General features: G+C 64.1%; 21 protein-coding genes. 14 read left to right on the top strand and 7 right to left on the bottom strand.

Features of this window, described 5'->3' with window-relative positions:
• The first annotated feature begins 9 nt into the window (after window positions 1-9).
• From murD to lpxC, 10 genes are all read left to right on the top strand, one after another.
• Complete coding sequence (gene murD / locus CJU94_RS07605; RefSeq protein ID WP_095418166.1) at window positions 10-1,524, top strand: UDP-N-acetylmuramoyl-L-alanine--D-glutamate ligase; 1,515 nt, start codon at window positions 10-12, stop codon at window positions 1,522-1,524.
• Window positions 1,521-2,798, top strand: coding sequence for a putative lipid II flippase FtsW (gene ftsW, locus CJU94_RS07610; protein WP_095418167.1), 1,278 nt, complete (start codon window positions 1,521-1,523; stop codon window positions 2,796-2,798). The genes murD and ftsW overlap by 4 nt, the downstream gene beginning before the upstream one ends.
• Entirely contained in the window at window positions 2,795-3,913 is a 1,119-nt protein-coding gene (gene murG, locus CJU94_RS07615) for an undecaprenyldiphospho-muramoylpentapeptide beta-N-acetylglucosaminyltransferase (protein ID WP_095418168.1), read from the top strand. The genes ftsW and murG overlap by 4 nt, the downstream gene beginning before the upstream one ends.
• Entirely contained in the window at window positions 3,910-5,313 is a 1,404-nt protein-coding gene (gene murC, locus CJU94_RS07620; RefSeq protein ID WP_095418169.1) for a UDP-N-acetylmuramate--L-alanine ligase, read from the top strand. The genes murG and murC overlap by 4 nt, the downstream gene beginning before the upstream one ends.
• Before the next feature lies 1 nt (window position 5,314).
• Entirely contained in the window at window positions 5,315-6,256 is a 942-nt protein-coding gene (locus CJU94_RS07625) for a D-alanine--D-alanine ligase (protein ID WP_095418170.1), read from the top strand.
• A gap of 24 nt (window positions 6,257-6,280) precedes the next feature.
• Entirely contained in the window at window positions 6,281-7,033 is a 753-nt protein-coding gene (locus CJU94_RS07630; protein ID WP_095418171.1) for a cell division protein FtsQ/DivIB, read from the top strand.
• Between the two features lie 27 nt (window positions 7,034-7,060).
• Window positions 7,061-8,293, top strand: coding sequence for a cell division protein FtsA (ftsA, locus tag CJU94_RS07635; protein ID WP_007180311.1), 1,233 nt, complete (start codon window positions 7,061-7,063; stop codon window positions 8,291-8,293).
• Between the two features lie 162 nt (window positions 8,294-8,455).
• Window positions 8,456-9,652 carry a cell division protein FtsZ gene (gene ftsZ / locus CJU94_RS07640; protein WP_095418172.1) on the top strand — a complete coding sequence of 399 codons (1,197 nt, stop codon included), beginning with the start codon at window positions 8,456-8,458 and terminating at the stop codon, window positions 9,650-9,652.
• Window positions 9,653-9,915: 263 nt separating this feature from the next.
• Window positions 9,916-10,419 carry a peroxiredoxin gene (locus CJU94_RS07645; RefSeq protein ID WP_095418173.1) on the top strand — a complete coding sequence of 168 codons (504 nt, stop codon included), beginning with the start codon at window positions 9,916-9,918 and terminating at the stop codon, window positions 10,417-10,419.
• 289 nt (window positions 10,420-10,708) lie between these two features.
• Window positions 10,709-11,626 carry a UDP-3-O-acyl-N-acetylglucosamine deacetylase gene (lpxC, locus tag CJU94_RS07650; RefSeq protein WP_095420253.1) on the top strand — a complete coding sequence of 306 codons (918 nt, stop codon included), beginning with the start codon at window positions 10,709-10,711 and terminating at the stop codon, window positions 11,624-11,626.
• Between the two features lie 86 nt (window positions 11,627-11,712).
• Here the strand turns inward: lpxC and CJU94_RS07655 are convergent, their stop codons facing one another.
• Window positions 11,713-12,198, bottom strand: coding sequence for a DciA family protein (locus tag CJU94_RS07655; RefSeq protein WP_095418174.1), 486 nt, complete (start codon window positions 12,196-12,198; stop codon window positions 11,713-11,715).
• A 288-nt stretch (window positions 12,199-12,486) separates the two neighbouring features.
• Here CJU94_RS07655 and secA point away from each other — a divergent pair, with 288 nt between their 5' ends.
• From secA to mutT, 4 genes are all read left to right on the top strand, one after another.
• Window positions 12,487-15,297: a preprotein translocase subunit SecA gene (secA, locus tag CJU94_RS07660; RefSeq protein ID WP_095420254.1), complete on the top strand. Its 2,811-nt coding sequence runs from the start codon at window positions 12,487-12,489 to the stop codon at window positions 15,295-15,297.
• A 151-nt stretch (window positions 15,298-15,448) separates the two neighbouring features.
• Window positions 15,449-16,690 (top strand): bifunctional glutamate N-acetyltransferase/amino-acid acetyltransferase ArgJ, encoded by a 1,242-nt coding sequence (gene argJ / locus CJU94_RS07665; RefSeq protein ID WP_095418175.1) that lies wholly within the window; start codon window positions 15,449-15,451, stop codon window positions 16,688-16,690.
• Window positions 16,691-16,744: 54 nt separating this feature from the next.
• Window positions 16,745-17,614, top strand: coding sequence for an ATP-binding protein (locus CJU94_RS07670; protein WP_095418176.1), 870 nt, complete (start codon window positions 16,745-16,747; stop codon window positions 17,612-17,614).
• Window positions 17,615-17,622: 8 nt separating this feature from the next.
• Entirely contained in the window at window positions 17,623-18,048 is a 426-nt protein-coding gene (gene mutT / locus CJU94_RS07675; RefSeq protein ID WP_095418177.1) for an 8-oxo-dGTP diphosphatase MutT, read from the top strand.
• 147 nt (window positions 18,049-18,195) lie between these two features.
• Here mutT and yacG read toward each other — a convergent pair whose 3' ends face one another.
• The 6 genes from yacG to CJU94_RS07705 form a co-directional block, all read right to left on the bottom strand.
• A complete protein-coding gene (gene yacG / locus CJU94_RS07680; RefSeq protein WP_095418178.1) occupies window positions 18,196-18,393 on the bottom strand; it encodes a DNA gyrase inhibitor YacG in 198 nt (65 codons plus the stop codon).
• A gap of 123 nt (window positions 18,394-18,516) precedes the next feature.
• Window positions 18,517-19,272: a cell division protein ZapD gene (gene zapD, locus CJU94_RS07685; protein ID WP_095418179.1), complete on the bottom strand. Its 756-nt coding sequence runs from the start codon at window positions 19,270-19,272 to the stop codon at window positions 18,517-18,519.
• Between the two features lie 194 nt (window positions 19,273-19,466).
• Entirely contained in the window at window positions 19,467-20,069 is a 603-nt protein-coding gene (gene coaE / locus CJU94_RS07690; protein ID WP_095418180.1) for a dephospho-CoA kinase, read from the bottom strand.
• 3 nt (window positions 20,070-20,072) lie between these two features.
• Window positions 20,073-21,023, bottom strand: coding sequence for a prepilin peptidase (locus CJU94_RS07695; RefSeq protein WP_095418181.1), 951 nt, complete (start codon window positions 21,021-21,023; stop codon window positions 20,073-20,075).
• 27 nt (window positions 21,024-21,050) lie between these two features.
• Entirely contained in the window at window positions 21,051-22,280 is a 1,230-nt protein-coding gene (locus CJU94_RS07700) for a type II secretion system F family protein (protein WP_095418182.1), read from the bottom strand.
• Window positions 22,277-23,572, bottom strand: coding sequence for a GspE/PulE family protein (locus tag CJU94_RS07705; RefSeq protein ID WP_095418183.1), 1,296 nt, complete (start codon window positions 23,570-23,572; stop codon window positions 22,277-22,279). The genes CJU94_RS07700 and CJU94_RS07705 overlap by 4 nt, the downstream gene beginning before the upstream one ends.
• Between the last annotated feature and the right edge of the window lie 17 nt (window positions 23,573-23,589).

Consider the following 23,589-nt stretch of genomic DNA (forward strand, 5'->3'; position numbering starts at 1 on the left):
AAGCAGGCGATGTTCGGCGAGAAGTTTCGGGATCGGCAAAAGCCGATGGTGCTCGTGCTGGGACTGGGTGAATCCGGTCTCGCCATGGCGCGCTGGTGCGCGCGGCACGGCTGTCGGCTGCGTGTGGCCGACACGCGCGAAGTCCCGCCGAACCTGTCCGCGCTCGAAGCGCACGGCATCGACGCCGCATTCGTCGGCGGCCCGTTTTCCCCAGTGCTGCTCGAAGGCGTCGAACTCGTCGCCATCAGCCCGGGCTTGTCGCCGCTTGCCGCCGACCTGTTGCCGCTGGTCACGGCGGCGCGCGAGCAGGGCATCCCCGTGTGGGGCGAACTCGAATTCTTCTCGCAAGCGCTGAAGACGCTCGGTGAAAGCGGCTACGCGCCGAAAGTGATCGCCATCACCGGCACCAACGGCAAGACCACGACCACGAGCCTGACCGGTCTGCTGTGCGAACGCGCCGGCAAGAAGGTCGCGGTAGCGGGCAATATCAGCCCGGCGCTGCTCGACAAGCTATCGGAAGCGATCGACAAAACCGCGCTACCGGACGTGTGGGTACTGGAGCTCTCGAGCTTCCAGCTCGAAACCGCCCACACGTTTACGCCCGACGCGGCGGTCGTGCTGAACATCACTCAGGATCACCTCGACTGGCACGGCGGTCTCGACGCGTACGCCGCCGCGAAGGGCCGTATCTTCGGTACACAGACCGTGCGCGTGCTGAATCGCGACGACGCGCGCGTCATGAAGCTCGCGCCTTCGGAAGACAGCGAAGCCGGGATGGTCACGTTCGGCGTCACCGAGCCGAAGAACGACGGCGACTACGGCTTGCTGCGCGACAACGGCATGATCTGGCTGGTCGAAGCCCATGACCGCGACGCGAGCGACGAGCCGGTGCCGAAGCGCCGTCGCAAGAACGAAGTGGTGACGCCGCCGAACATCGCGCTCAAGCGCCTGATGCCCGCCGACGCGTTGCGCATTCGCGGTTTGCACAACGCCGCCAATGCGCTCGCCGCCTACGCGCTCGCGCGTGCGATCGGCCTGCCGGGCGCGCCGCTGCTGCACGGCCTGCGCGAATATCGCGGCGAGCCGCACCGCGTGGAATTGATCGCGTCGATCGACGGTATCGACTATGTGGACGACAGCAAGGGCACCAACGTTGGCGCGACGGTCGCCGCGCTCGACGGACTCGCGCAGCGCGTGGTGCTGATTGCCGGCGGCGACGGCAAGGGCCAGGATTTCGAACCGCTTGCCGCGCCGGTCATGCGCTGGTGCCGCGCGGTGATGCTGATCGGCCGCGACGCGCCGCAAATCCGCGCCGCGCTGGAAGACACGGGCATCGCGATGACCGACCACGCCACGCTCGAAGAAGCGACGCGCGCCGCGACCGCGCTGGCGGAGCCGGGCGACGCCGTGCTGCTGTCGCCGGCTTGCGCGAGCTTCGACATGTTCAAGGGTTACGCGCACCGCGCCGCGGTGTTCCGCAGCACGGTGGAAGACATCGCGGCCGAACGGGGGACGATGATATGAGCTGGTCGGAACGTTTCGGTTCACGTCAGGCCGCCGCCGGCGAGGCAGGCGGTTCGGGCGGCGGGGCTCGCGTCGGTGGCCGCACGGGCGGCAGCGGTCTTGCGAGCGCCGTCAACGGCGTGCGTCCGCTGCGCTCGCGCATGCTCGACTACGATCACTCCCTGCTGTGGGTGGTCGTCGCGCTGCTCGGTCTCGGTGTGGTGATGGTGTATTCGGCGTCGATCGCCATGCCCGATTCGCCGAAGTACGCGTCGTACCGCGACTACGCTTTCCTCGTGCGCCAGATCATCTTCGTGGTCATGGGCGCGGTGGTCGGCATCGTGTCGTTCCGGATTCCGATCGCGACGTGGGACAAGTACGCGCCCAAGCTATTTCTGATTTCGCTGGTCGCGCTGGTGATCGTGCTGATCCCGCACGTCGGCAAGGGCGTGAACGGCGCGCGCCGCTGGATTCCGCTCGGCATCACGAACATGCAGCCGTCGGAAATCATGAAGCTCGCGGTGACGATCTACGCGGCGAACTACACCGTGCGCAAACAGGAATACATGCACAGCTTCGCCAAAGGCTTTTTGCCGATGGCGGTGGCGGTGGGCCTCGTCGGCGCGTTGCTGCTGCTCGAACCGGACATGGGCGCGTTCATGGTGATCGCGGCGATCGCGATGGGCCTGCTGTTTCTCGGCGGCGTGAACGGCAAGCTGTTCGGCGGTCTGGTGGCGACCGCGGTCGGCACTTTCAGCTTGCTGGTGTGGGCGTCGCCGTGGCGTCGCGAGCGGATTTTCGCGTACCTCGATCCGTGGGACGACCGTTACGCCCAGGGCAAGGCTTATCAATTGACGCACTCACTGATCGCGTTCGGCCGCGGCGAGTGGTTCGGCGTGGGACTCGGCGGCAGCGTCGAGAAGCTGAACTATCTGCCGGAAGCGCATACCGACTTCATCCTCGCGGTGATCGGCGAGGAACTGGGGTTTGTCGGCGTGCTGGTCGTGATCCTGATGTTTTACTGGATCGTGCGCCGCTCGTTCGAGATCGGCCGCCAGGCGCTCGCACTCGACCGCACGTTCGCGGGTCTCGTCGCGAAGGGCGTGGGCATCTGGTTCGGCGCGCAGACCTTCATCAACATGGGCGTGAACCTCGGCTTGCTGCCGACCAAAGGTCTCACGTTGCCGCTCGTCAGTTACGGCGGCTCGGGCATTTTGCTGAACTGCGTGGCCGTTGCTGTGCTGATGCGCGTGGATTATGAGAACCGGGTGCTCATGCGCGGAGGGAAGGTATGACCGCTCTGCCGCAACGCACGCTGATGGTGATGGCCGGTGGCACCGGGGGACACGTGTTCCCGGGGCTCGCGGTCGCTCATCTGATGCAGGCGTGGGGCTGGAAGGTCGTATGGCTCGGCAATCCCGCGGGCATGGAAGCGACGCTGGTGCCCAAGCACGGCATCCCGATGGAATACGTGCGCTTTGGCGGACTGCGCGGCAAGGGTTTGAAAACCAAGCTGATGTTGCCGCTGAACCTGCTGCGTGCCTGCACGCAAAGCCTGAGCGTGCTGCGTCGCGTGAAGCCGGACGTCGTGCTCGGCATGGGCGGCTATATCACGTTTCCGGCCGGTTTGATGACCGCGTTGAGCGGCCGTCCGCTGGTGCTGCATGAACAGAATTCGATTGCCGGTCTGGCGAACAAGGTGCTCGCTAAAGTCGCCAAACGCGTGCTGGTTGCGTTCCCGAATGCGCTGCCGCATGGCGAATGGACGGGAAATCCGATTCGTGCGGAACTTGCGCGCGCAATTGCACCCAAAGCACGCTACGCGCAGCGCAGCGGTCCGTTGAATGTGCTGGTGGTGGGCGGCAGTCTGGGCGCGGCCGCATTGAATGAAGTCGTGCCGCGCGCGGTGGCTTTGCTGGCGCCGAACGAACGGCCGCGCATCGTGCATCAGGCGGGCGCGAAGCACATTGAAGCGCTGCGCGAGAACTATGCGGCAGCGGGTCTGCAAGCGGGCGCCGACGTCGAACTCGTGCCGTTCATCGACGACATGACGAGCGCCTACGCGAACGCGGACCTGGTGATTTGCCGCTCCGGCGCGATGACGGTGTCCGAGATTTCAGCAGTAGGCGTTGCGGCGTTCTTCGTGCCGTTCCCGTATGCAGTAGACGATCACCAAACCACTAATGCAGCGTTCCTCGCCGACCACGGCGCGGCGCTGGTCGTGCAGCAACGCGATCTGTCGGCGCAGACCCTCGCCGACTGGTTGCGCAGCCAGACGCGGGAGACCCTCGCGGAAATGGCGGAGCGTTCGCGCTCGCTCGCGAAACCCGACGCCACGGAGCAAGTCGCGCAGATTTGCGCGACCGTGGCGGGTTCGATTTCGGGCGCGAGCCCAGAAGGAAAGCAATGAAACACATCGTCAAACATATTCACTTTGTCGGCATCGGCGGTGTCGGCATGAGCGGCATCGCGGAGGTGCTGGTCAACCTCGGCTATCAGGTGAGCGGCTCGGATCTGTCGAGCAACGCGATTACCGATCGCCTCGCCGCACTCGGCGCGCGGATCGCGATCGGTCACGCGGCGGAGAACATTGAAGGCGCGAACGCGGTGGTCGTTTCCACCGCGGTGCGCAGCGACAATCCGGAGGTGCTGGCCGCGCGCCATCGCCGCATTCCGATCGTGCCGCGCGCGGTGATGCTCGCGGAACTGATGCGCCTGAAGCAGGGCATCGCGATTGCCGGCACGCATGGCAAGACCACGACCACCTCGCTGGTGGCGAGCGTGCTCGCCGCCGGTGGACTCGACCCGACCTTCGTGATCGGCGGCCGGCTGATCAGCGCGGGCGCGAATGCGCGGCTCGGTACGGGCGACTTCATCGTCGCGGAAGCCGACGAGTCGGATGCGTCGTTCCTGAATCTGTTCCCGGTGATCGAAGTCATCACGAACATCGACGCCGATCACATGGACACCTACGGCCACGACTTTGCGCGGCTCAAGCAGGCGTTCATCGAATTCACGCATCGTCTGCCGTTCTACGGCATCGCGGTGTTGTGCGTCGACGATCCGAACGTGAAGGAGATCCTGCCGTTCGTGTCGAAGCCGATCATCCGCTACGGCTTCGCGCCGGATGCGCAGGTGCGCGCGGTCAATGTGGAAGCGCTCGGCGGCAAGATGCATTTCACCGCCATGCGTGAAGATGCCGCGCCGCTCGACATCGTTTTGAACCTGCCGGGCGAGCACAACGTGCAGAACGCTTTGGCCGCGATTGCAATTGCGACTGAACTTGAAGTGAAAGATGCCGATATCCAGCGAGCGCTGGCGGATTTCAACGGCGTGGGCCGACGCTTCCAGCGCTACGGCGAAGTGCCGGTCGTGTCCGAAGGCAAAGCGACGGGCGCCTACACGCTGGTGGACGACTACGGTCATCACCCGGTCGAAATGGCGGCCACGGTGGCGGCGGCGCGCGGCGCATTTCCGGGCCGGCGTCTGGTGCTGGCGTTCCAGCCGCACCGCTTTACGCGCACGCGTGACTGTTTCGAGGATTTTGTGAAGGTGCTGTCGACCGTAGACGCGCTCGTGCTGACCGAAGTCTATTCCGCCGGCGAGGCGCCGATCGTCGCCGCGGACGGCCGTGCTCTCGCGCGTGCGCTGCGGGTGGCGGGCAAGGTCGAGCCGGTGTTTGTCGATACGGTGGATGAAGTGCCGGACGCGCTCGCAGCGATAGTGCGCGACGGCGATGTGGTGATCACGATGGGCGCGGGTTCGATCGGCGGTGTGCCGGGTCGCCTCGCTCAGGAAACGAAGGTGTGAGATGAGCAGTATCGACCCGAAACAATTCGGCAAAGTGGCAGTGCTGCTCGGTGGCAATTCCGCCGAGCGCGAGGTGTCGCTCAATTCCGGCCGCCTCGTGCTGCAAGGTCTGCGCGACGCCGGTATCGACGCACATCCGTTCGATCCGGCCGAGCGTCCGCTCGCCGCATTGAAGGAAGAAGGCTTTGTGCGCGCGTTCAACGCGCTGCACGGCGGATACGGCGAGAACGGCCAGATCCAGGGCGCGCTCGACTTTTACGGCATCCGTTACACGGGCAGCGGCGTGCTCGGCTCGGCGCTCGGTCTGGACAAGTTCCGCACCAAGCTCGTGTGGCAGCAACTGGGCATTCCGACGCCGCCGTTCGAAGCGGTGCTGCGCGGCGACGACTACGAAGCGCGCGCGAAAGAGATTGTCGCGAAGCTCGGCTTGCCGCTTTTCGTAAAGCCGGCGAGCGAAGGCTCGAGCGTCGCGGTGATCAAGGTGAAGAGCGCCGACGCGCTGCCCGCCGCGCTCGTCGAAGCGGTCAAGTACGACAAGATCGTGGTGGTCGAAAAGAGCATCGAAGGCGGCGGCGAATATACCGCGTGCATCGCCGGCAATCTCGATCTGCCGGTGATTCGCATCGTGCCGGCCGGTGAGTTCTACGACTATCACGCGAAGTACATCGCGAACGACACGCAGTACCTGATCCCATGCGGTCTGGCGTCGGACGAGGAAGCGCGCCTGAAAGTGCTGGCGCGCCGTGCCTTCGACGTGCTCGGCTGTACCGACTGGGGCCGCGCGGATTTCATGCTCGACGCCGACGGCAACCCGTATTTCCTCGAAGTGAACACGGCGCCTGGCATGACCGATCACTCGCTGCCGCCGAAGGCGGCGCGCGCGGTGGGCATCAGCTATCAGGAACTGGTTGTCGGCGTGTTGGCGCTGACGCTGAAGGACTAACCGGGGCGACCCGAAAGCAACACCATGTGGAACAACGTTCGCCAGCTCAATTTCGCCGCCAACGCATTGCATGTGTTGCTGGTGCTCGTGCTGCTGGCGGCGGGCGGTTACTGGCTGATCCAGCGCCCGAATTTCGCGCTGCACGAAATCCAGATCGACGGCGATACCGAGCACATCAATTCGCCGACGGTGCGCGCGGGTGTGGTTGGGCGGTTGAAGGGCAACTTTTTTACGGTGGATCTGGACGTCGCGCGTCAGGCCTTCGAGCAGATGCCGTGGGTGCGTCATGCGAGCGTGCGGCGCGTCTGGCCGAATGCGCTGGCTGTCACGCTCGAGGAGTACAAACCGCTGGGGACGTGGGGCAGCGATCAGCTGGTGAGCGTCGACGGCGAGTTGTTTACGGCGAATCAGGGCGAGCTCGAAGAGGATCTGCCCGCGTTCGACGGTCCGGACGGCACGGCCAAAGAGGTGGTCACGCGTTATCACGACTTCCAGAAATGGTTTGCGCCGTTGGGCGCGACGCCTGAAGAAGTGACGCTGTCGCCGCGCTACGCGTGGACGGTGAAGCTCTCGAACGGCACGCAGGTGGAACTTGGGCGCGAACGCAATCAGGACACGCTGCTCGATCGGAGCCGCCGCCTGACCGCGGCGTGGAACGCGGTGACGCAACGTTGGGGAAAGGATATCGAGTATGCGGACTTGCGCTATCCGAACGGTTTCGCGATTCGTGCCGCTGGCATGCGCTTCATCAGCGAACCCGACAAGGGCAAGAAGTAAACGGACATCACACGCAATGAGCACGCTATGAGTAAAGACTATAAAGATCTGCTGGTCGCCCTCGACATCGGGACGTCGAAGGTCGTGGCCATCGTCGCCGAGTTGAAGGGCGAAGGTCACTACGAGGTGATCGGCCTCGGCCAGAGCGAATCGAAGGGGCTCAAAAAAGGCGTGGTGGTGAACATCGAAGCCACCGTGCAGTCCATTCAGCGCGCGCTCGAAGAAGCCGAGCTGATGGCCGACTGCAAGATCACCAATGTATTTACCGGGATTGCCGGTAGCCATATCCGCAGCTTCAATTCGAGCGGCATGGTGGCGATCAAGGAGAAGGAAGTCACGCAGACCGACGTGGCGCGCGTGATCGAAACGGCGAAAGCGATCAACATCCCGACCGATCAGCAGGTGCTGCACATCCTGACGCAGGAATTCATCATCGACGGGCAGGAAGATGTGCGCGAGCCGATCGGCATGAGCGGCATTCGCCTCGAAGTGAAGGTGCATATCGTCACCGGCGCGGTGAGCGCGGCGCAGAACATCGTGAAGTGCGTGCGCCGCTGCGGGCTCGAAGTGAACGATCTGATTCTGCAACCGCTGGCGTCGTCGCTCGCGGTGCTGACGGAAGACGAAAAAGAACTCGGCGTGGTGCTGGTCGATATCGGCGGCGGCACGACGGACATCGCGATTTTCAGCGAAGGCGCGATCCGGCATACCGCGGTGATTCCGATCGCCGGCGACCAGATCACGAGCGACATCGCGATGGCGTTGCGCACGCCCACGCCGGACGCGGAAGACATCAAGGTGGATTACGGCATCGCCAAGCAGGCTTTGGCCGATCCGGACGAAATGATCGAAGTGCCGGGACTCGGCGAGCGCGGCCCGCGCACGCTGTCGCGCCAGGCGCTGGCGGCGGTGGTCGAGCCGCGCGTCGAAGAACTGTTTTCGCTCGTGCAGCAGGTGGTGCGCGAGTCGGGTTACGAGGAACTGCTGAGCTCCGGCGTGGTGCTGACCGGCGGCGCGTCCATGATGCTCGGCATGGTCGAACTCGGCGAGGACATTTTCCTGAAGCCGGTGCGTATCGGCGTGCCGGAATACGCGGGCGGTCTCGCTGACGTAGTGCGCAATCCGCGCTACTCGACGGCGATGGGCCTGCTCGTCGAAGGACGCTCGCAACGCATGCGCGGCCGCAAGGTCGCCGTGCAGTCGGGCTCCATGGGCCAGGTCTTCACGCGCATGAAGGACTGGTTCCTCGGCAACTTCTAACGCATTCGCTGTATCGCTGCACAGAACGGGTTGTCGAACAGGTTTCAAACGGGTTTTAGGAATACGCGCTGGTGCCGGCGGCCGGCGCGCGACAGGGGGTTGCCCGATCTCCTGCCGAATAACGGCCGAGTGGCTGTAATTTTTTATCTTGACGGAGGCATCATGGATTTCCAAATGCTGGAAACCGAAACGAACGGCACCATCATCAAGGTGATCGGAGTAGGTGGCGCTGGCGGCAATGCCGTTCAGCACATGATCAACAAAGGCGTGCAAGGCGTCGACTTCATCGTGATGAACACGGACGCGCAGGCGCTGTCGCGTTCGCGCGCGTCCGCGGTGATCCAGCTCGGTAACACGGGTCTGGGCGCCGGCGCCAAGCCGGAAATGGGCCGCGCCGCAGCGGAAGAAGCGCGTGAGCGTATTGCCGACGCACTGCGCGGCGCGCACATGGTCTTCATCACGGCCGGCATGGGCGGCGGCACGGGCACGGGCGCAGCACCCGTGGTCGCGCAGATCGCCAAGGAAATGGGTATCTTGACCGTTGGCGTGGTCAGCAAGCCGTTCGAATTCGAAGGCGGCAAGCGCATGCGCGTCGCGGAAGCCGGTTCGCAGCAACTGGAGGATCACGTCGACTCGCTGATCGTCGTTCTGAACGACAAGCTGTTCGAGGTGATGGGCGATGACGCCGAGATGGACAAGTGCTTCCAGTGCGCAGACGACGTTCTGAACAACGCAGTTGCCGGCATCGCGGAAATCATCAACGTCGACGGTCTGGTGAACGTCGACTTCGAAGACGTGAAGACGGTGATGGGCGAGCAGGGCAAGGCGATGATGGGCACGGCGACGGTTGCCGGCGTCGATCGCGCACGCCTCGCTGCTGAGCAGGCTGTCGCCAGCCCGCTCCTGGAAGGTGTGGATCTGTCGGGCGCGCGTGGCGTGCTGGTGAACATCACGTCGAGCCGTTCGCTGCGTCTGTCGGAAACGCGCGAAGTGATGAACACCATCAAGAGCTATGCCGCAGAAGACGCAACCGTGATCTTCGGCGCGGTGTACGACGATGCAATGGGCGACGCGCTGCGCGTGACGGTCGTGGCAACGGGTCTGGGCCGTGCGGCGAAGAAGCAGCAATCGGCACCGATGACGCTGCTGCGCACCGGCACCGACAACCAGCCGATCAACGCGCACGCTGCTTACGCGCCGCAGTCGTCGCACGCGAGCACGGCGGACTACGGCGCGCTCGATACGCCGGCAGTGTGGCGCACCTCGCGCGATACGGCCGCTTCGCACGTGCAGGCGCTGCAGGAAAAGGGCGTCGACACGTACGACATTCCGGCTTTCCTGCGCAAGCAGGCGGACTGAGCGCACGAGCAGGCTTTCGTTGCCGCGCTGCGGGTTGGACAGCAGTGCAGCGTTGGCGAACGAATGCACGAGCGTGGCGGGTGAACGGCAAACAAGTCGCGTATCGTCAGATTCGCGGCAAGGACGACTGCCCTCTTCGGATTCGCGAAGCGGAGTGGGCGACTGTCGCCGGACGGCGGAGCGTGTAGTTCGGTTCTCGTCGGATTTTTCACTGCGACACGACGACGTGCGAGCGTGCTTCGCATCGATGCAAAGGACTGAGCATGATTCAAGCAGGTGACAAGCTGCCCGACGCAACGCTCTTCGAGTTGATCGAAGACGAGCGGGCGGGCTGCACGATCGGGCCTAACAGCTTCGACGTGCGCGAGCAGACGGCGGGCAGGCGCGTGGTGATCTTCGGATTGCCGGGCGCATTCACGCCGACCTGTTCAGCCAAACATGTACCGGGTTATGTCGAGCATGCCGAGCAGTTGCGCGCGCTCGGCATCGACGAAATCTGGTGCGTGTCCGTCAACGACGCGTTCGTAATGGGCGCGTGGGGACGCGATCAGCACGCCTCGGGCAAGGTGCGCATGATGGCGGACGGCAGTGCGGCTTTCACGCGAGCGCTCGGTCTCGAGCAGGATTTGTCGGCGCGCGGCATGGGAATCCGTTCCCAGCGCTACGCGATGGTGGTCGACGACGGCGTGGTCAAGACGTTGAACGTCGAGGCTGCCGGCAAATTCGAAGTCAGCGATGCAGGGAGTATTCTCGCTACGTTGAGCTAGCCACGGTGGCGTCGTGGCCTTCGCCGTGGACATGCGCGATGAGCGCGTTGTGCCAGGGCAACGGTGTATAAGACGCTTTTGTGACAGGCCGTTACGCGGGCCGATGACCGGAAACGCCTCCGTTCCGGGACATCGGCCCGTCACGCTTCCCTGACGGGCGCCCAAAGGGTAACGCAGCGAAACAGATTGATACGTTCCGCGCAACGACGCTCCTTAGGGTATTGGAGTATACTTCGCGCTATGGAATAAAAAGTCCCGATTGGGATTTTCAATCGAACAGAAGATCACCATGTTGAAGCAGCGCACAATCAAGCAAATCGTCAAGACGGTCGGCATCGGCCTGCATTCCGGCCGTAAAGTCGAACTGACGCTCCGGCCGGCCGGCCCGGACACGGGCATCGTGTTTTCGCGCGTGGATCTGCCCACGCCGGTGGACATTCCTGCGTCGGCGATGGCGATTGGCGATACGCGTCTGGCTTCCGTATTGCAGAAAGACGGCGCGCGCGTCTCGACCATCGAGCATCTGATGTCCGCCTGCGCCGGTCTTGGCATCGACAACCTGTATGTCGACGTCACCGCGGAAGAAATTCCCATCATGGACGGTAGTGCCGGTTCGTTCGTGTTTCTGATTCAATCGGCAGGGATTGAAGAGCAGAACGCGGCGAAGAAATTCATCAAGGTTACCAAGCCGGTCGAAATCCGCGACGGCGATAAATTCGCGCGTCTCGACCCGTATTTCGGTTTCAAGCTCAAATTCACGATCGATTTCCGTCACCCGGCGGTGGATAAGACCGGTCAGGCGCTGGAAGTGGATTTTGCCAATACGTCGTACGTGCGCGAAATCGCGCGTGCCCGCACCTTCGGTTTTGCGCATGAAGTGGAAATGATGCGCGAACTGGGTCTCGCACGCGGCGGCAGCATGGACAACGCGATCGTGCTCGACGAGTACCGCATTCTGAACAACGACGGCCTGCGCTACGACGACGAGTTCGTGAAGCACAAGATGCTCGACGCGATCGGCGATCTGTATGTGATCGGTCATCCGCTGCTGGCCTCGTACAACGCGTACAAGTCGGGCCACGGCCTGAACAACGCGCTGCTGCGCGAACTGCTCGCGCACGAAGATTCGTATGAAATCGTCACCTTCGACGATACGCAGAAGGCACCGCGCGGTTTTGCCTACGAAACCCAGACGGCTTTTGCCTAACGCTTTCGGGTGTAACGCTTTCGGGTGAAATTTCCGAAGCAGGTGTACGAAAAGTAAGTGGCCCAGTCGGGCCGCTTTTCTTTTGCCTAGCGATTTCGCCGATGCCTCGCCGCCATTTTCGCCAAGGCTTCTTGCAACGGCGACGGCGCCAGCGATTCGCTCAGCGCGTGCAGCGCGTCCGCGCCGGCCGGCGTCATGCGCGCCTGTTTGACCGGCGGCGGTTCCTTGACCGGCTGCGGCCGCACCCGAATCCGCAGCGCGTTGACCGGCCAGCCCCGCTGCTGCAGATCCGACAGCAACCGCGGCTCCAGATGCCGAAGCCGTGCCGCCAGCGCGTTATGGCCGGCAAACAGGGCCAGCACGCCTTCCTTGATAAAGCCGGGTTCGACGCTGGTGGCCAGATAGTCGGGCAGCAGCGCGCGCAGATCCTTCTCCAACGCCGCGATCTGCTCGACGCCCGCGCGCAGGGCCGCGAATGCGTCCGTGCGGTTGAGCACTTCGGCGACCGGCTGCGGACGGCGCGCCTTGAACTGCTGGGGCGGCGGCCTTGAAAAGGAAGGAAAGCGGCTCATGTTCGATGGTGACGGCGTGTTCGCACCCTATGCGCGTTCACGTCGCGATTGTACCGTGCGGGATGCACGCGGACCTGCCTCAATGCGTAGGCTGTGCGCGCTGTGGCGGGCTTCGGATGCCCTGCCGCCGTCTCGTTGCTGACACAAGCGCGGGCGGGGGCGCGTGCTAAAATGCCCGATTCGAATTCACTCTTGGACTAAGCCGCCGAGGCCCTTCCGACCCCGGAGCGCATGTGCACGAACCGCACGGCGCGACCCAGCCGAAGCCGCGACGCAGACACCGATCCGATGACCACCGGTTTTCTACAGAAGATTTTTGGCAGCCGCAACCAGCGGCTAGTCAAGCAATATCAAAAGACCGTCGCGGCGATCAATGCGCTCGAGCCGCAGATCGAGCAATTGACGGACGATCAACTGCGCGCCAAAACGGGTGAATTCCGCCAGCGCGTCGCGAGCGGCGAGTCGCTCGACAAGCTCCTGCCGGAAGCCTTCGCGGTGTGCCGTGAGGCCAGCAAGCGGGTGCTGAAAATGCGCCACTTCGACGTGCAGCTGATCGGCGGCATGGTTCTGCACTACGGCAAGATCGGCGAAATGCGCACCGGCGAGGGCAAGACGCTCGTCGCCACGCTGCCGGTCTATTTGAATGCGCTGTCGGGCCGCGGCGTGCACGTGGTCACGGTCAACGACTACCTTGCGCAGCGCGACGCCGAATGGATGGCGCGCCTGTACAACTTCCTCGGTCTGTCGGTCGGCATCAATCTGTCGCAGATGGATCACGGCGCGAAGCAGGAAGCTTACGCCGCTGACATCACCTACGGCACCAACAACGAATTCGGCTTCGACTACCTGCGCGACAACATGGTCTACGAGACCGACGCGCGCGTGCAGCGAGCCCTGAATTTCGCGGTGGTCGACGAGGTCGACTCGATCCTGATCGACGAAGCCCGTACGCCGCTGATCATCTCCGGCCAGGCCGAAGATCACACCGAACTCTACGTGCGCATGAATGCGCTGCCGCCGCTGCTCGAACGCCAGATCGGCGAAGAGAAAGCGGACGGCACCGGCGTCGAAAAGCCGGGCGACTACACGCTGGATGAAAAAGGCCGCCAGGTGTTCCTGACGGAATCCGGCCACGAAAAGGCGGAGCGTCTGCTCGCCGAATGGGGCCTGATCGGCGAGGGCGAAAGCCTGTACGCGCCGCAGAACATCACGCTGATGCACCACGTGTACGCCGCGCTGCGCGCGCACACGCTGTTCTTCAAAGACCAGCATTACGTGGTGCAGAACGGCGAGGTGGTGATCGTCGACGAATTCACCGGTCGTCTGATGTCAGGCCGCCGCTGGTCGGACGGCTTGCACCAGGCTGTCGAGGCGAAGGAGCACGTCAAGATTCAGAGCGAGAACCAGACGCTCGCGTCGATCACGTTCCAGAACTACTTCCGTATGTACGCGAAGCTGTCCGGCATGACCGGCACGGCGGATACGGAAGCGTACGAATTCAACGAGATCTACGGTCTCGAGACGGTCGTGATTCCGACCAACCGTCCGCCCAAGCGGATCGACAAGCAGGATCAGATCTACAAGACGGCCAAGGAACGCTACGACGCGGTGATCCGCGACATCCGCGATTGCTACGAGCGCGGGCAGCCGGTGCTGGTCGGTACGACGTCGATCGAAAACTCCGAGTTGCTGTCGCATCTGCTGAAGCAGGCCGGTCTGCCGCACGAAGTGCTGAACGCCAAGCAGCACGCGCGTGAAGCCGAGATCGTCGCCGAAGCCGGCCGTCCGAAGCGCATCACGATCGCCACCAACATGGCCGGTCGCGGTACGGACATCGTGCTCGGCGGCAACGCGGAAAAACAGGCGTCGTTCCTCGAGCTGGACGAAACGCTGGCTGAAGATGAGAAGCAACGCCGTATCCAGAAGCTGCACGACGAATGGCAAGCGCTGCACGATCAGGTGAAGGCCGCGGGCGGTCTGCACATTATCGGCACCGAGCGCCACGAGTCGCGCCGGATCGACAACCAGTTGCGCGGCCGTGCCGGCCGTCAGGGCGACCCGGGTTCGTCGCGCTTCTATCTGTCGCTGGAAGATCCGCTGCTGCGCATTTTCGCCGGCGACCGCGTGCGGGCCATCATGGACCGCCTGAAAATGCCGGAAGGCGAAGCGATCGAGGCAGGCATCGTCTCGCGCTCCATCGAATCGGCGCAGCGCAAGGTGGAAGCGCGCAACTTCGACGTTCGCAAGCAATTGCTCGAATACGACGACGTGTCGAACGATCAGCGCAAGGTGATTTACCAGCAGCGCAATGAATTGCTCGAAGCGAACGACATTACCGAGACCATCGGTGCGATGCGCCAGAGCGTGATCGCCGATATCGTCCATCAGTTCGTGCCGGCAGGCAGCATCGAAGAGCAGTGGGACGTGCCCGAGCTGGAGGAAGTGCTGCGCAACGAATGGCAGCTGGATCTCGCGATCCAGGAAATGATCAACGAGTCGAACTCGATCAGCGCGGACGAGATTCTCGAAGCGGTTGAAGCCGCTGCGGACGAAGCGTACGAAGCGAAGGTCGAACTGGTCGGCCGCGAGTCGTTCAGCGCGTTCGAACGCTCGATCATGCTGCAAACGCTGGATCGTAGCTGGCGCGAACATCTGGCCGCGCTCGACCATCTGCGTCAGGGCATCCATCTGCGCGGCTATGCGCAGAAGAACCCGAAACAGGAATACAAGCGCGAGGCGTTCGAACTGTTCGCCGCGATGCTCGACGCCGTGAAGCTCGAAGTCACCCGCGTGGTGATGAACGTGCAGATCCAGTCGCCGGAACAGCTGGAACAGGCCGCCGAACAGCTGGAAGAGCAGGGCAGCCACCTCGAAAACGTCGAGTTCCGTCACGCCGAATTTGCCGAAGCCGCAGCGGCGGCGCCGGTTGCCGCGGAAGCGGCCACCGCTGCCATGATCGGCGATGCGATGAGCCACGGTTCGTCGCAGCCGGTTGCAGCGAACCTGAGCGCGGACAACGTGCCGAAGGTCGGCCGTAACGACCCGTGCCCGTGCGGCAGCGGCAAGAAGTACAAGCAGTGCCACGGCAAGATCGTGTAATGCCGAAGGCGGCGCGCTGTGAGGCGCGCCGCGTCGTGTTGCGCGGCACCTTGCCTTGATTTCGCGGTGGTCCGGCAACACCCCCGGGCCATCAGTTTCCGTTTCCCTCGATGCCGGCGCCTGCCGGCATTTTCTTCGACAGGTCGCGACCATGGCTGTCAATTTCCCCTCGATCGATCCCGCTCAACTCCACCCCGTCGCCGGCGTTTCGCTCGGCTGGGCGGAGGCGAATATCCGCAAGCCGAACCGCAAGGACGTGCTCGTCATTTCCGTGGGCGAAGGCGCTACGGTCGGCGGCGTGTTCACGCAGAACCGTTTTTGCGCGGCGCCCGTCACCGTTTGCCGCGAGAATCTGGACCGCGTGCGCGCAGGCGGCAAGCCGATCCGCGCGCTGGTGATCAACACTGGCAATGCGAACGCGGGCACGGGCGAACCCGGCCTCGTGGCGGCGCGCGAAACCTGCGCCGAGCTCGCGCGTCTTGCGGATATCACGCCGGAGCAGGTGCTGCCGTTTTCGACGGGCGTGATTCTGGAGCCGCTGCCGGTCGATCGTCTGAAGGCGGGTCTGCCGGCTGCGCTGGCCAACCGCAAGGAAGCGAACTGGTACGACGCCGCACAGGCGATCATGACCACGGACACGCTGCCCAAGGCCACGTCGCGCCAGGTCACGATCGAGGGCCACACGGTCACGCTGACCGGCATCAGCAAGGGCGCCGGCATGATCAAGCCGAATATGGCGACCATGCTCGGCTTTCTCGCGTTCGACGCCGCCGTTGCGCAGCCGGTGCTCGATGCGCTCGTCAAGCACGTAGCGGACCGTTCGTTCAACTGCATCACGATCGACGGCGATACGTCGACCAACGATTCGTTCATCCTGATCGCATCGGGCAAATCGAGCCTGCCGGCAATCACGTCCACCGACTCGCCCGCTTATGCAGCGTTGCGCGACGCGGTGACGGAAGTCGCTCAGACCCTCGCGCAACTGATCGTGCGCGACGGCGAAGGCGCGACCAAATTCATGACCGTGCATGTCGAAGGCGGTTCGAGCGTCGGCGAATGCCGCCAGATCGCCTACGCGATCGGCCACTCACCGCTCGTGAAGACGGCCTTCTATGCATCGGACCCGAATCTCGGCCGCATTCTGGCGGCCATCGGCTATGCCGGCGTGGACGATCTCGACGTCGGCAAGATCGATCTGTATCTGGACGACGTGCTGGTCGCGACTGCCGGCGGCCGCAATCCGGCCTACCGTGAAGAAGACGGCCAGCGCGTCATGAAGAAGAGCGAGATCGGCATCCGTGTCGTACTCGGCCGCGGCGATGCGCAAGCCACGATCTGGACTTGCGATCTGTCGCACGACTACGTGAGCATCAACGCCGACTATCGTTCGTAACCAGGTTTCTCATTGGGGTTTTAAGGCGGCCTGCGGGCCGCTCTCCACACAGCCATGGACAAACTCGAACAGTTTCTGACGCGGGCCGAAGCCGTGCTCGTCCGCCTGGAGGCCATGCTTCCGCCCGCCGCACCGGATATCGACTGGTCGGCGGCGGTCGCCTTCCGCTGGCGCAAGCGCCAGGGGCGCGGCTACCTGCAGCCGGTGCCGGCCATCTCGGCGATCACGCTCGACGACCTGCAGAACATCGATCGCCAGAAAGGTTTGATCGAGCAGAACACGCGTCAATTCGTGCACAAGCAGCCGGCCAACAACGTGCTGCTCACCGGCGCGCGCGGCACCGGCAAATCGTCGCTGATCAAGGCGTGCCTGAATGCGTATGCGAAAGACGGCCTGCGTCTGATCGAAGTGGATAAGGACGATCTGCACGATCTCGGCGACATTGTCGACCTGATCGCGCAGCGGCCGGAGCGCTTCGTGGTGTTTTGCGACGATCTGTCGTTCGAAGACGGCGAATCGGGCTACAAGGCCCTCAAGGTCGCGCTCGACGGCTCGATCGCCGCCCAGTCGGACAACGTGCTGATTTACGCGACGTCGAACCGCCGCCATCTGTTGCCCGAATACATGAGCGACAACGAGACGTACAAACACACGGCCGACGGCGAGATTCACCCGGGTGAACTGGTGGAGGAAAAGATCTCGCTGTCCGAGCGTTTCGGGCTGTGGGTCAGCTTCTATCCGTTCAAACAGGACGACTACCTGTCGATCATCGCGCACTGGCTGCGGCATTTCGGCTGCGACGACGCCGAAGTCGAAGCGGCGCGCGGCGATGCGCTGGTGTGGGCACTGGAGCGTGGCTCGCGTTCGGGGCGCGTGGCGTGGCAGTTCGCGCGCGACTGGTCCGGCCGCAAGACCTCAGCATGAGCGTTGGCATGAGCGACGACACCCAGAAGAACGCCGCCGGCCGCAAAGTGACGGAAGTCGCCGTCGGCGTGCTGGTTCAGCCCGACGGGCGCTATCTGTTGGCGCAGCGCCCCGCCGGCAAGCCGTACGAGGGTTACTGGGAGTTTCCGGGCGGCAAGCTGGAAATGGGCGAGTCGGTCGAGGCCGCGCTTGCCCGCGAGTTGCACGAGGAACTGGGTATCGACGTCGAGGCGAGCCATCTCTGGCATACGCTCGAACACGATTACCCGCATGCCTATGTGCGACTCTTTTTCTGCAAGGTGACGCGGTGGTCCGGCGAGCCGCACGGCCGCGAAGGCCAGGCGTTTGTCTGGCAGACGCTGCCTGCCGATGTCGAGCCGCTCTTGCCGGCGACCATCCCCGTGCTGGAGTGGCTCGCGGCCGAGAAGAACTGACAGGGGAAAAAAGAAATGGCGGTGCGCGGTTGGCTGGCGCTGGGTGGGCAACGCCGATCAGAGTCGCCAATCAGCAATGCCGCGCGCGCAGACAGGGGGTGCTGCACCAGCAGCCCCTGTCTGCGCGACCCCAACAGCGAACCACGCTCAATGCGGGGTGTAATCCCCGCCAGGCGTCTCGTCCGACGAGGTTTCCTGCTCGGATCCACCGATCTTGTACTTCTCAGCGGCCCAGGCGCCGAGATCGATCTGCTTGCAGCGGTCGGAGCAGAAGGGGCGGAAGCGGTTTTCAGGTGTCCAGCGGACTTCCTTTCCGCAAGTGGGGCATTTGACGACAGTAGGCATACGGTCAGGCAGTCAATCGCAAACAGAACAAGTAACGAATATAGGGGCATTTCTCGCCGCTTTAAAGGCGCGCCCCTTCTGTCCGGGCATTACCGGGCAAACATAACGGGCTTGCGAGCGTTGCTACAGGCTGCAAAGCGTGAGCTGGAACGGCACGTCGACATCCACCGCACGCGGACGCAGATCGCCGTCCTGCACGGTGAAGCGCACCCACAGCATGTACTTGTTGGCGCTCGCCTCGGGAATCACGCGCAATTCCGGTGCCACCCGTACCTGCATCAATTGATACGAACGGCCGGACAGCATTTGCTGATAGCTGCCCTGCATGGCCATGACCTTCGACGCCTGGCCGGATTCGCGCGCGAGCCGCAGAACGATGGTGGCAGCGTCGCGCAGCGGCAGCAGTGGCGTCACCCACTTGGCGATGTCCTGGCGGCGCTGATCGGGGTGAATCTGTTGCCACGCGTAGTAGGACGGCAAATCGAACTTGCAGGTGCCGCCCGGAATGATCGCGCGGCTGCGGATGCTGGCGAGCCACTCGTTGTCCGCAAGATGCTGGCCGGTCTTGCCCTGCATTTGCGCCAGGCCCGCGAGGGTTTGCTCGATCTCGCCGAGTACGGCCTCAAGCGCGTTCTGTTCGATTCCCGGATTGCCGCGAAACGGCGCCAGCGTTTGCCGTTGGCGTTCGAGCTCTTTCATCAGATCCGACTTCAGATCCGCCCGACCCGCAACCTCGGAGATTTCGAACAGCGTGGTCAGTGCGACGTGATGTTCCCTGGCGTCTTCCTGAGTCAGAAAGAACGTGAAGCGCTCGAACAGATCTTCGAGGCGCAAAAGCGTCCGGATTCGCTCGTTGAAGGGATACTCGTAAAGGATCAAGCGGGCTCGCCTCGGGCGTGGTCGGTGACGGGAATGCAGAACATTCTAATGCCGTGAGACTACCCTAGCAATCACGCACTTTTTCAGCGCGCATTCGCAACTTTTTTCGCGTGTTTCGGGCGGTTTTCAACGCGCTTTTGGCATGCGCATCGCCGCGAAGTTCAACCGGGATTTCCCGGAATGACGCGTCGCCCTCATGCTGCGGCAAGCGATAGATACACGCGATGCTGTGCGTCGACTTGCGCCTTGAGCGCGTCGAGCGGCACGTTGTCGTTGTCGATCACGTCGTCGGCCGCGGCAAGGCGCGCTTCGCGAGTGGCCTGACGGGCGATGATCGCCAGCACCTGTTCGCGACTGAAATTGTTGCGGCTCATCACGCGTGAAATCTGCGTTTCCACGCTGCAGTCCACCGTCAGCACGCGATTCACCCGGGTTTTCCAACTGCCGGACTCGACCAGCAACGGCACCACCACGATCACGTAAGGCCCCTGCGCCTCGCGCTGCTCGCGCTCGGTTTCCGCGCGAATCAACGGATGCGTGATGGCCTCGAGGCGGTTGCGCGCGCTGTCGTCGCTGAATACGAGCGTGCGCATGCGGGCGCGGTCCAGCGAACCGTCAGGGGCGACGAACGCTTCGCCGAACTCGGTAGCGATCTGCGGCATTGCAACGCCATGCGGGGCGGTGATGCGATGCGCGATCAGGTCCGTGTCGACCAGCGGCACGCCGTGCGCGGCAAACAGGTCGGCGACAGTCGATTTGCCGCTGCCGATGCCGCCGGTCAATCCGACAACAAACATGCTTCAGCCTCCCAGAGCCAGATAAAGCGGTGTGCCGAGAAACAGCGTCAGTGCGCCGCCTGCCGCGAGAAACGGTCCGAAAGGCAATGGCTCTTCGAAGCGCATGCGGCCACGCCACGTTGCCAGCAAGCCGACCACGGCGCCGGCTACCGCCGCGATCAGCACGATCTGCGGGAGCGCGGCCCAGCCGAGCCACGCGCCGAGCGCCGCGAGCAGTTTGAAATCGCCGTAGCCCATGCCTTCGACGCCGCGTGCGAGGCGAAACAGCCAATGCACGACCCACAGCACCAAATAGCCGAAGATCGCGCCGAGCACCGCGTCGTGGAGATTCGCAAACATGCCGTTGAAGTTGACGATGATGCCCGCCCACAGCAACGGCAGCGTCAACGAGTCGGGCAGCAGATGGGTGTCGATGTCGATCGCGCTCATGGCGAGCAGCGCAGCGCACAATCCGAAAGCGGCGAGTGCCGTGAGGGTCGGGCCAAACAGCGCAAGCGAGCCGGCCGCGAGCGCCGCGCTGGCAAGTTCGAGCAGCGGATAGCGCAGGCTCACATGGGCCTTGCACGCGGAACAACGCCCGCGCAACAGCACATAACTCAGCACCGGGAGATTCTCCCACGCGCTCAACACATGGCCGCAATGAGGGCAGGCGCTGCGCGGCACCCACAGGTTGTAGCGTTCCGGCAGACCGTCCTGCTCCAGGGGTTTTCCGGCGGCCTCGCTGAATTCCGCTCGCCATGCGCGATCGAGCATGATGGGCAGCCGATGCACGACCACGTTCAGAAAGCTGCCGATCACGAGGCCGAACACGACGGCGAACGTCATCTGCAGCCCCGTGGGCAAGCCGCCGAACGCGAAACCGAGACCGGTTGCGAAGTGATCGATACGGCCGGGCAATAGGCCCGACAGCAGGCTGGAAGAAGTGTCTGGCACGAGAAGAGTTGTCGCCCGCATGGATAAATAATGGATTCGGCTGCGATCCTACACCACGTTGCCAAGTTGAATAATGGGAAGATACATCGCGATCACGAGGCCGCCGACCAGCGTGCCCAGCACGATGATGACGAGGGGCTCGCACAGGCTCGACAGCGTGCCGATCTTTTCGTCTACCTGACGATCGGCGAGCGACGCCACATCGATCAGCATGGTGTCGAGTGCTCCGGACTCCTCGGCAACCGCGATGGGCTGCACGACCTCGGGCGCAAAGCAGTGCGCCTCGCGCATGGCGGCGGCGAGGCGCTCGCCGCGCCGAAGCCGCGCGGCGATTTCCGCCGTGGCCCGGTCGAAGAAGGCGTTGCCGGTGGCGTGGGTCAGCGAATCGAACGCGTCGGCGAGCGGTGTGCCGGCCGATAGCAACGTGCCGAGCGCGCGGCTCCAGCGCGCTGCGCACAACGTGCGCAGCAGCGGACCGGCAACCGGTATTGTCAGCGATACGCGCGCGAACCGGATGCGGGCCGCTTCGGAACGTCGCAGCAGAAACGTCGCTGCCGAACTGGCCGCGAAGATCATGGCGAATGCCGGTACGCTCCATTGCGCCACGCCCGACGACAACGCCAGTACGAATTGCGTCGGCGCGGGCAGTCTGGCGCCGAAGCCGTCGAAGATCTGTTTGAAGGTCGGCACGACCCACACGAGCAAGGCGGCGGTTATCGCCAAGGCCAGCACGAGTATCGCGACGGGATAGGTCAGCGCCGCGCGCACTTTGGCGCGCTGCGCGGCGGCGCGTTCGCGGTCCTCGGCGATGCGGGCGAGGACTGCCGCGAGCGCGCCGGCCGCCTCGCCGACTTCGACGAGCTGGCAGTACAGCGCATTGAACTGCGCGGGATGCCGCTGTAACGCCGCCGAGAAACGCAGCCCGCCGGTGATGTCGCGCGCGAGAGCGCCGACGATCCTCGGCATGCCCTGACGGCGTGAAGTTTGCGCTTGCGCGAGCAGATCCAGCGCGGGCGCGAGCGGCAGGCCGGCGCGCAGCAGGCTGGCGAGCTGCCGGGTGAATAGCGTGATGTCCGCTGCGCGGGCGCTCGGGCGCGGTGCCGGTCCGTGCGCCGTCAGCTCGGTGACAAAGAGATTGTCGCGTTTAAGCACCGCGCGTGCGGTGGCCGCGTCCGGTGCAATGAGCGAGCCGCTTTTTTGCGCGCCGTCGGCGTCGACGCCGCGCCATTTGAAACGCATGTCGGCATCTAGCGGCCGGTGAGTCGCGGCGGGGTTCATGCGACCTCGGTGGCGGCGAGCGCTTCAGCGAGACTGGTGGTGCCGTCGCGCACACGGGCCAACGCGGCGTCTCGCAAAGTGGCCACCTGTTCAGTCTGCGCGAGCCGCGCCAGTTCATGTGTGCCGGCGCTTGCCACGATCAGTTCGCGCATCGCATCGGACACGGGCATCACCTGATGAACGCCGACGCGGCCGCGATACCCGATGCCGTGGCACGCCGCGCATCCGCGGGCGGCGTAGGGCTGCCAGCCGTCGAGTTGAGACACGGTGAAGCCCGCTGCCCGAAGCGCCGCCGCCGACTGCGGCGCAGGCACGCGACACGCTGCGCAGAGGCGCCGCACCAGCCGTTGTGCGGTCACCATCCGCAACGCGGCCGCGAGGTTGTATGGTTCCACGCCGATATCGATCAGGCGTGCGATCGCAGCGGGCGCGTCGTTCGTGTGCAGGGTCGACAGGACGAGGTGGCCGGTTTGCGCGGCTTTCACGGCGACATCGGCGGTCTCTTCGTCGCGGATTTCGCCGACCATGATGACGTCGGGATCCTGCCGGAGAAAGGCGCGCAATGCCACCGCGAAAGTCAGCCCGGCTTTTTCGCGCACGCTGACCTGATTGATACCGGCCAGCTGGATCTCCGCGGGATCCTCCACCGAACACAGATTGCGCGCTTCGCCGTTGAGCAGGTTCAGGAAGCAGTAAAGCGACAGCGTCTTGCCGCTCCCGGTGGGCCCGGTGACGAGCACGAGGCCGTGCGGCGCTCGAATCGCGGCATCGACCGTGTCGCGTTGGCGCGCATCGAGGCCGAGCGAGTCGAGTGAAAGATCGGCGGGCAGTGCGTCGAGTCTGCGCAGCACGAGCTTTTCACCGAACAGCGTGGGCAGCGAATTGACGCGATAGTCTTCCACGCGGCCGGGCGCCGTGGAAATGCGCAGCCGCCCGTCCTGCGGCACGCGCCGCTCCGCGATATCCATGCGAGCGAGCACCTTCACGCGAGTAATGAATGCATCGCGCAGATGCGCGGGCGGCGGCGGGATCTCGTGCAGCACGCCGTCGATACGCAAGCGCACGCGCCAGCCGTGTTCCGCCGGTTCGATGTGAAGGTCCGACGCGTTGCGGCGGGTTGCCTCCTGCAACGTCTCGGTCAGCAGACGCACGGCGGGGGCGTCGTCGGAATGGGCGAGACTTGCTGTGCCGGCGTCGCGGGCGAATGCCTTCGGCTTCGTCCGGACTTCGATCTCGTGAGCGGTTGGGATGGGACGCGGCGATGCCGCCGCGGGTTGAAACGAAGCTTGCATGAGGAACCGGTGATGAG

This window comes from Paraburkholderia aromaticivorans (genome assembly GCF_002278075.1).
Classification (GTDB): domain Bacteria; phylum Pseudomonadota; class Gammaproteobacteria; order Burkholderiales; family Burkholderiaceae; genus Paraburkholderia; species Paraburkholderia aromaticivorans.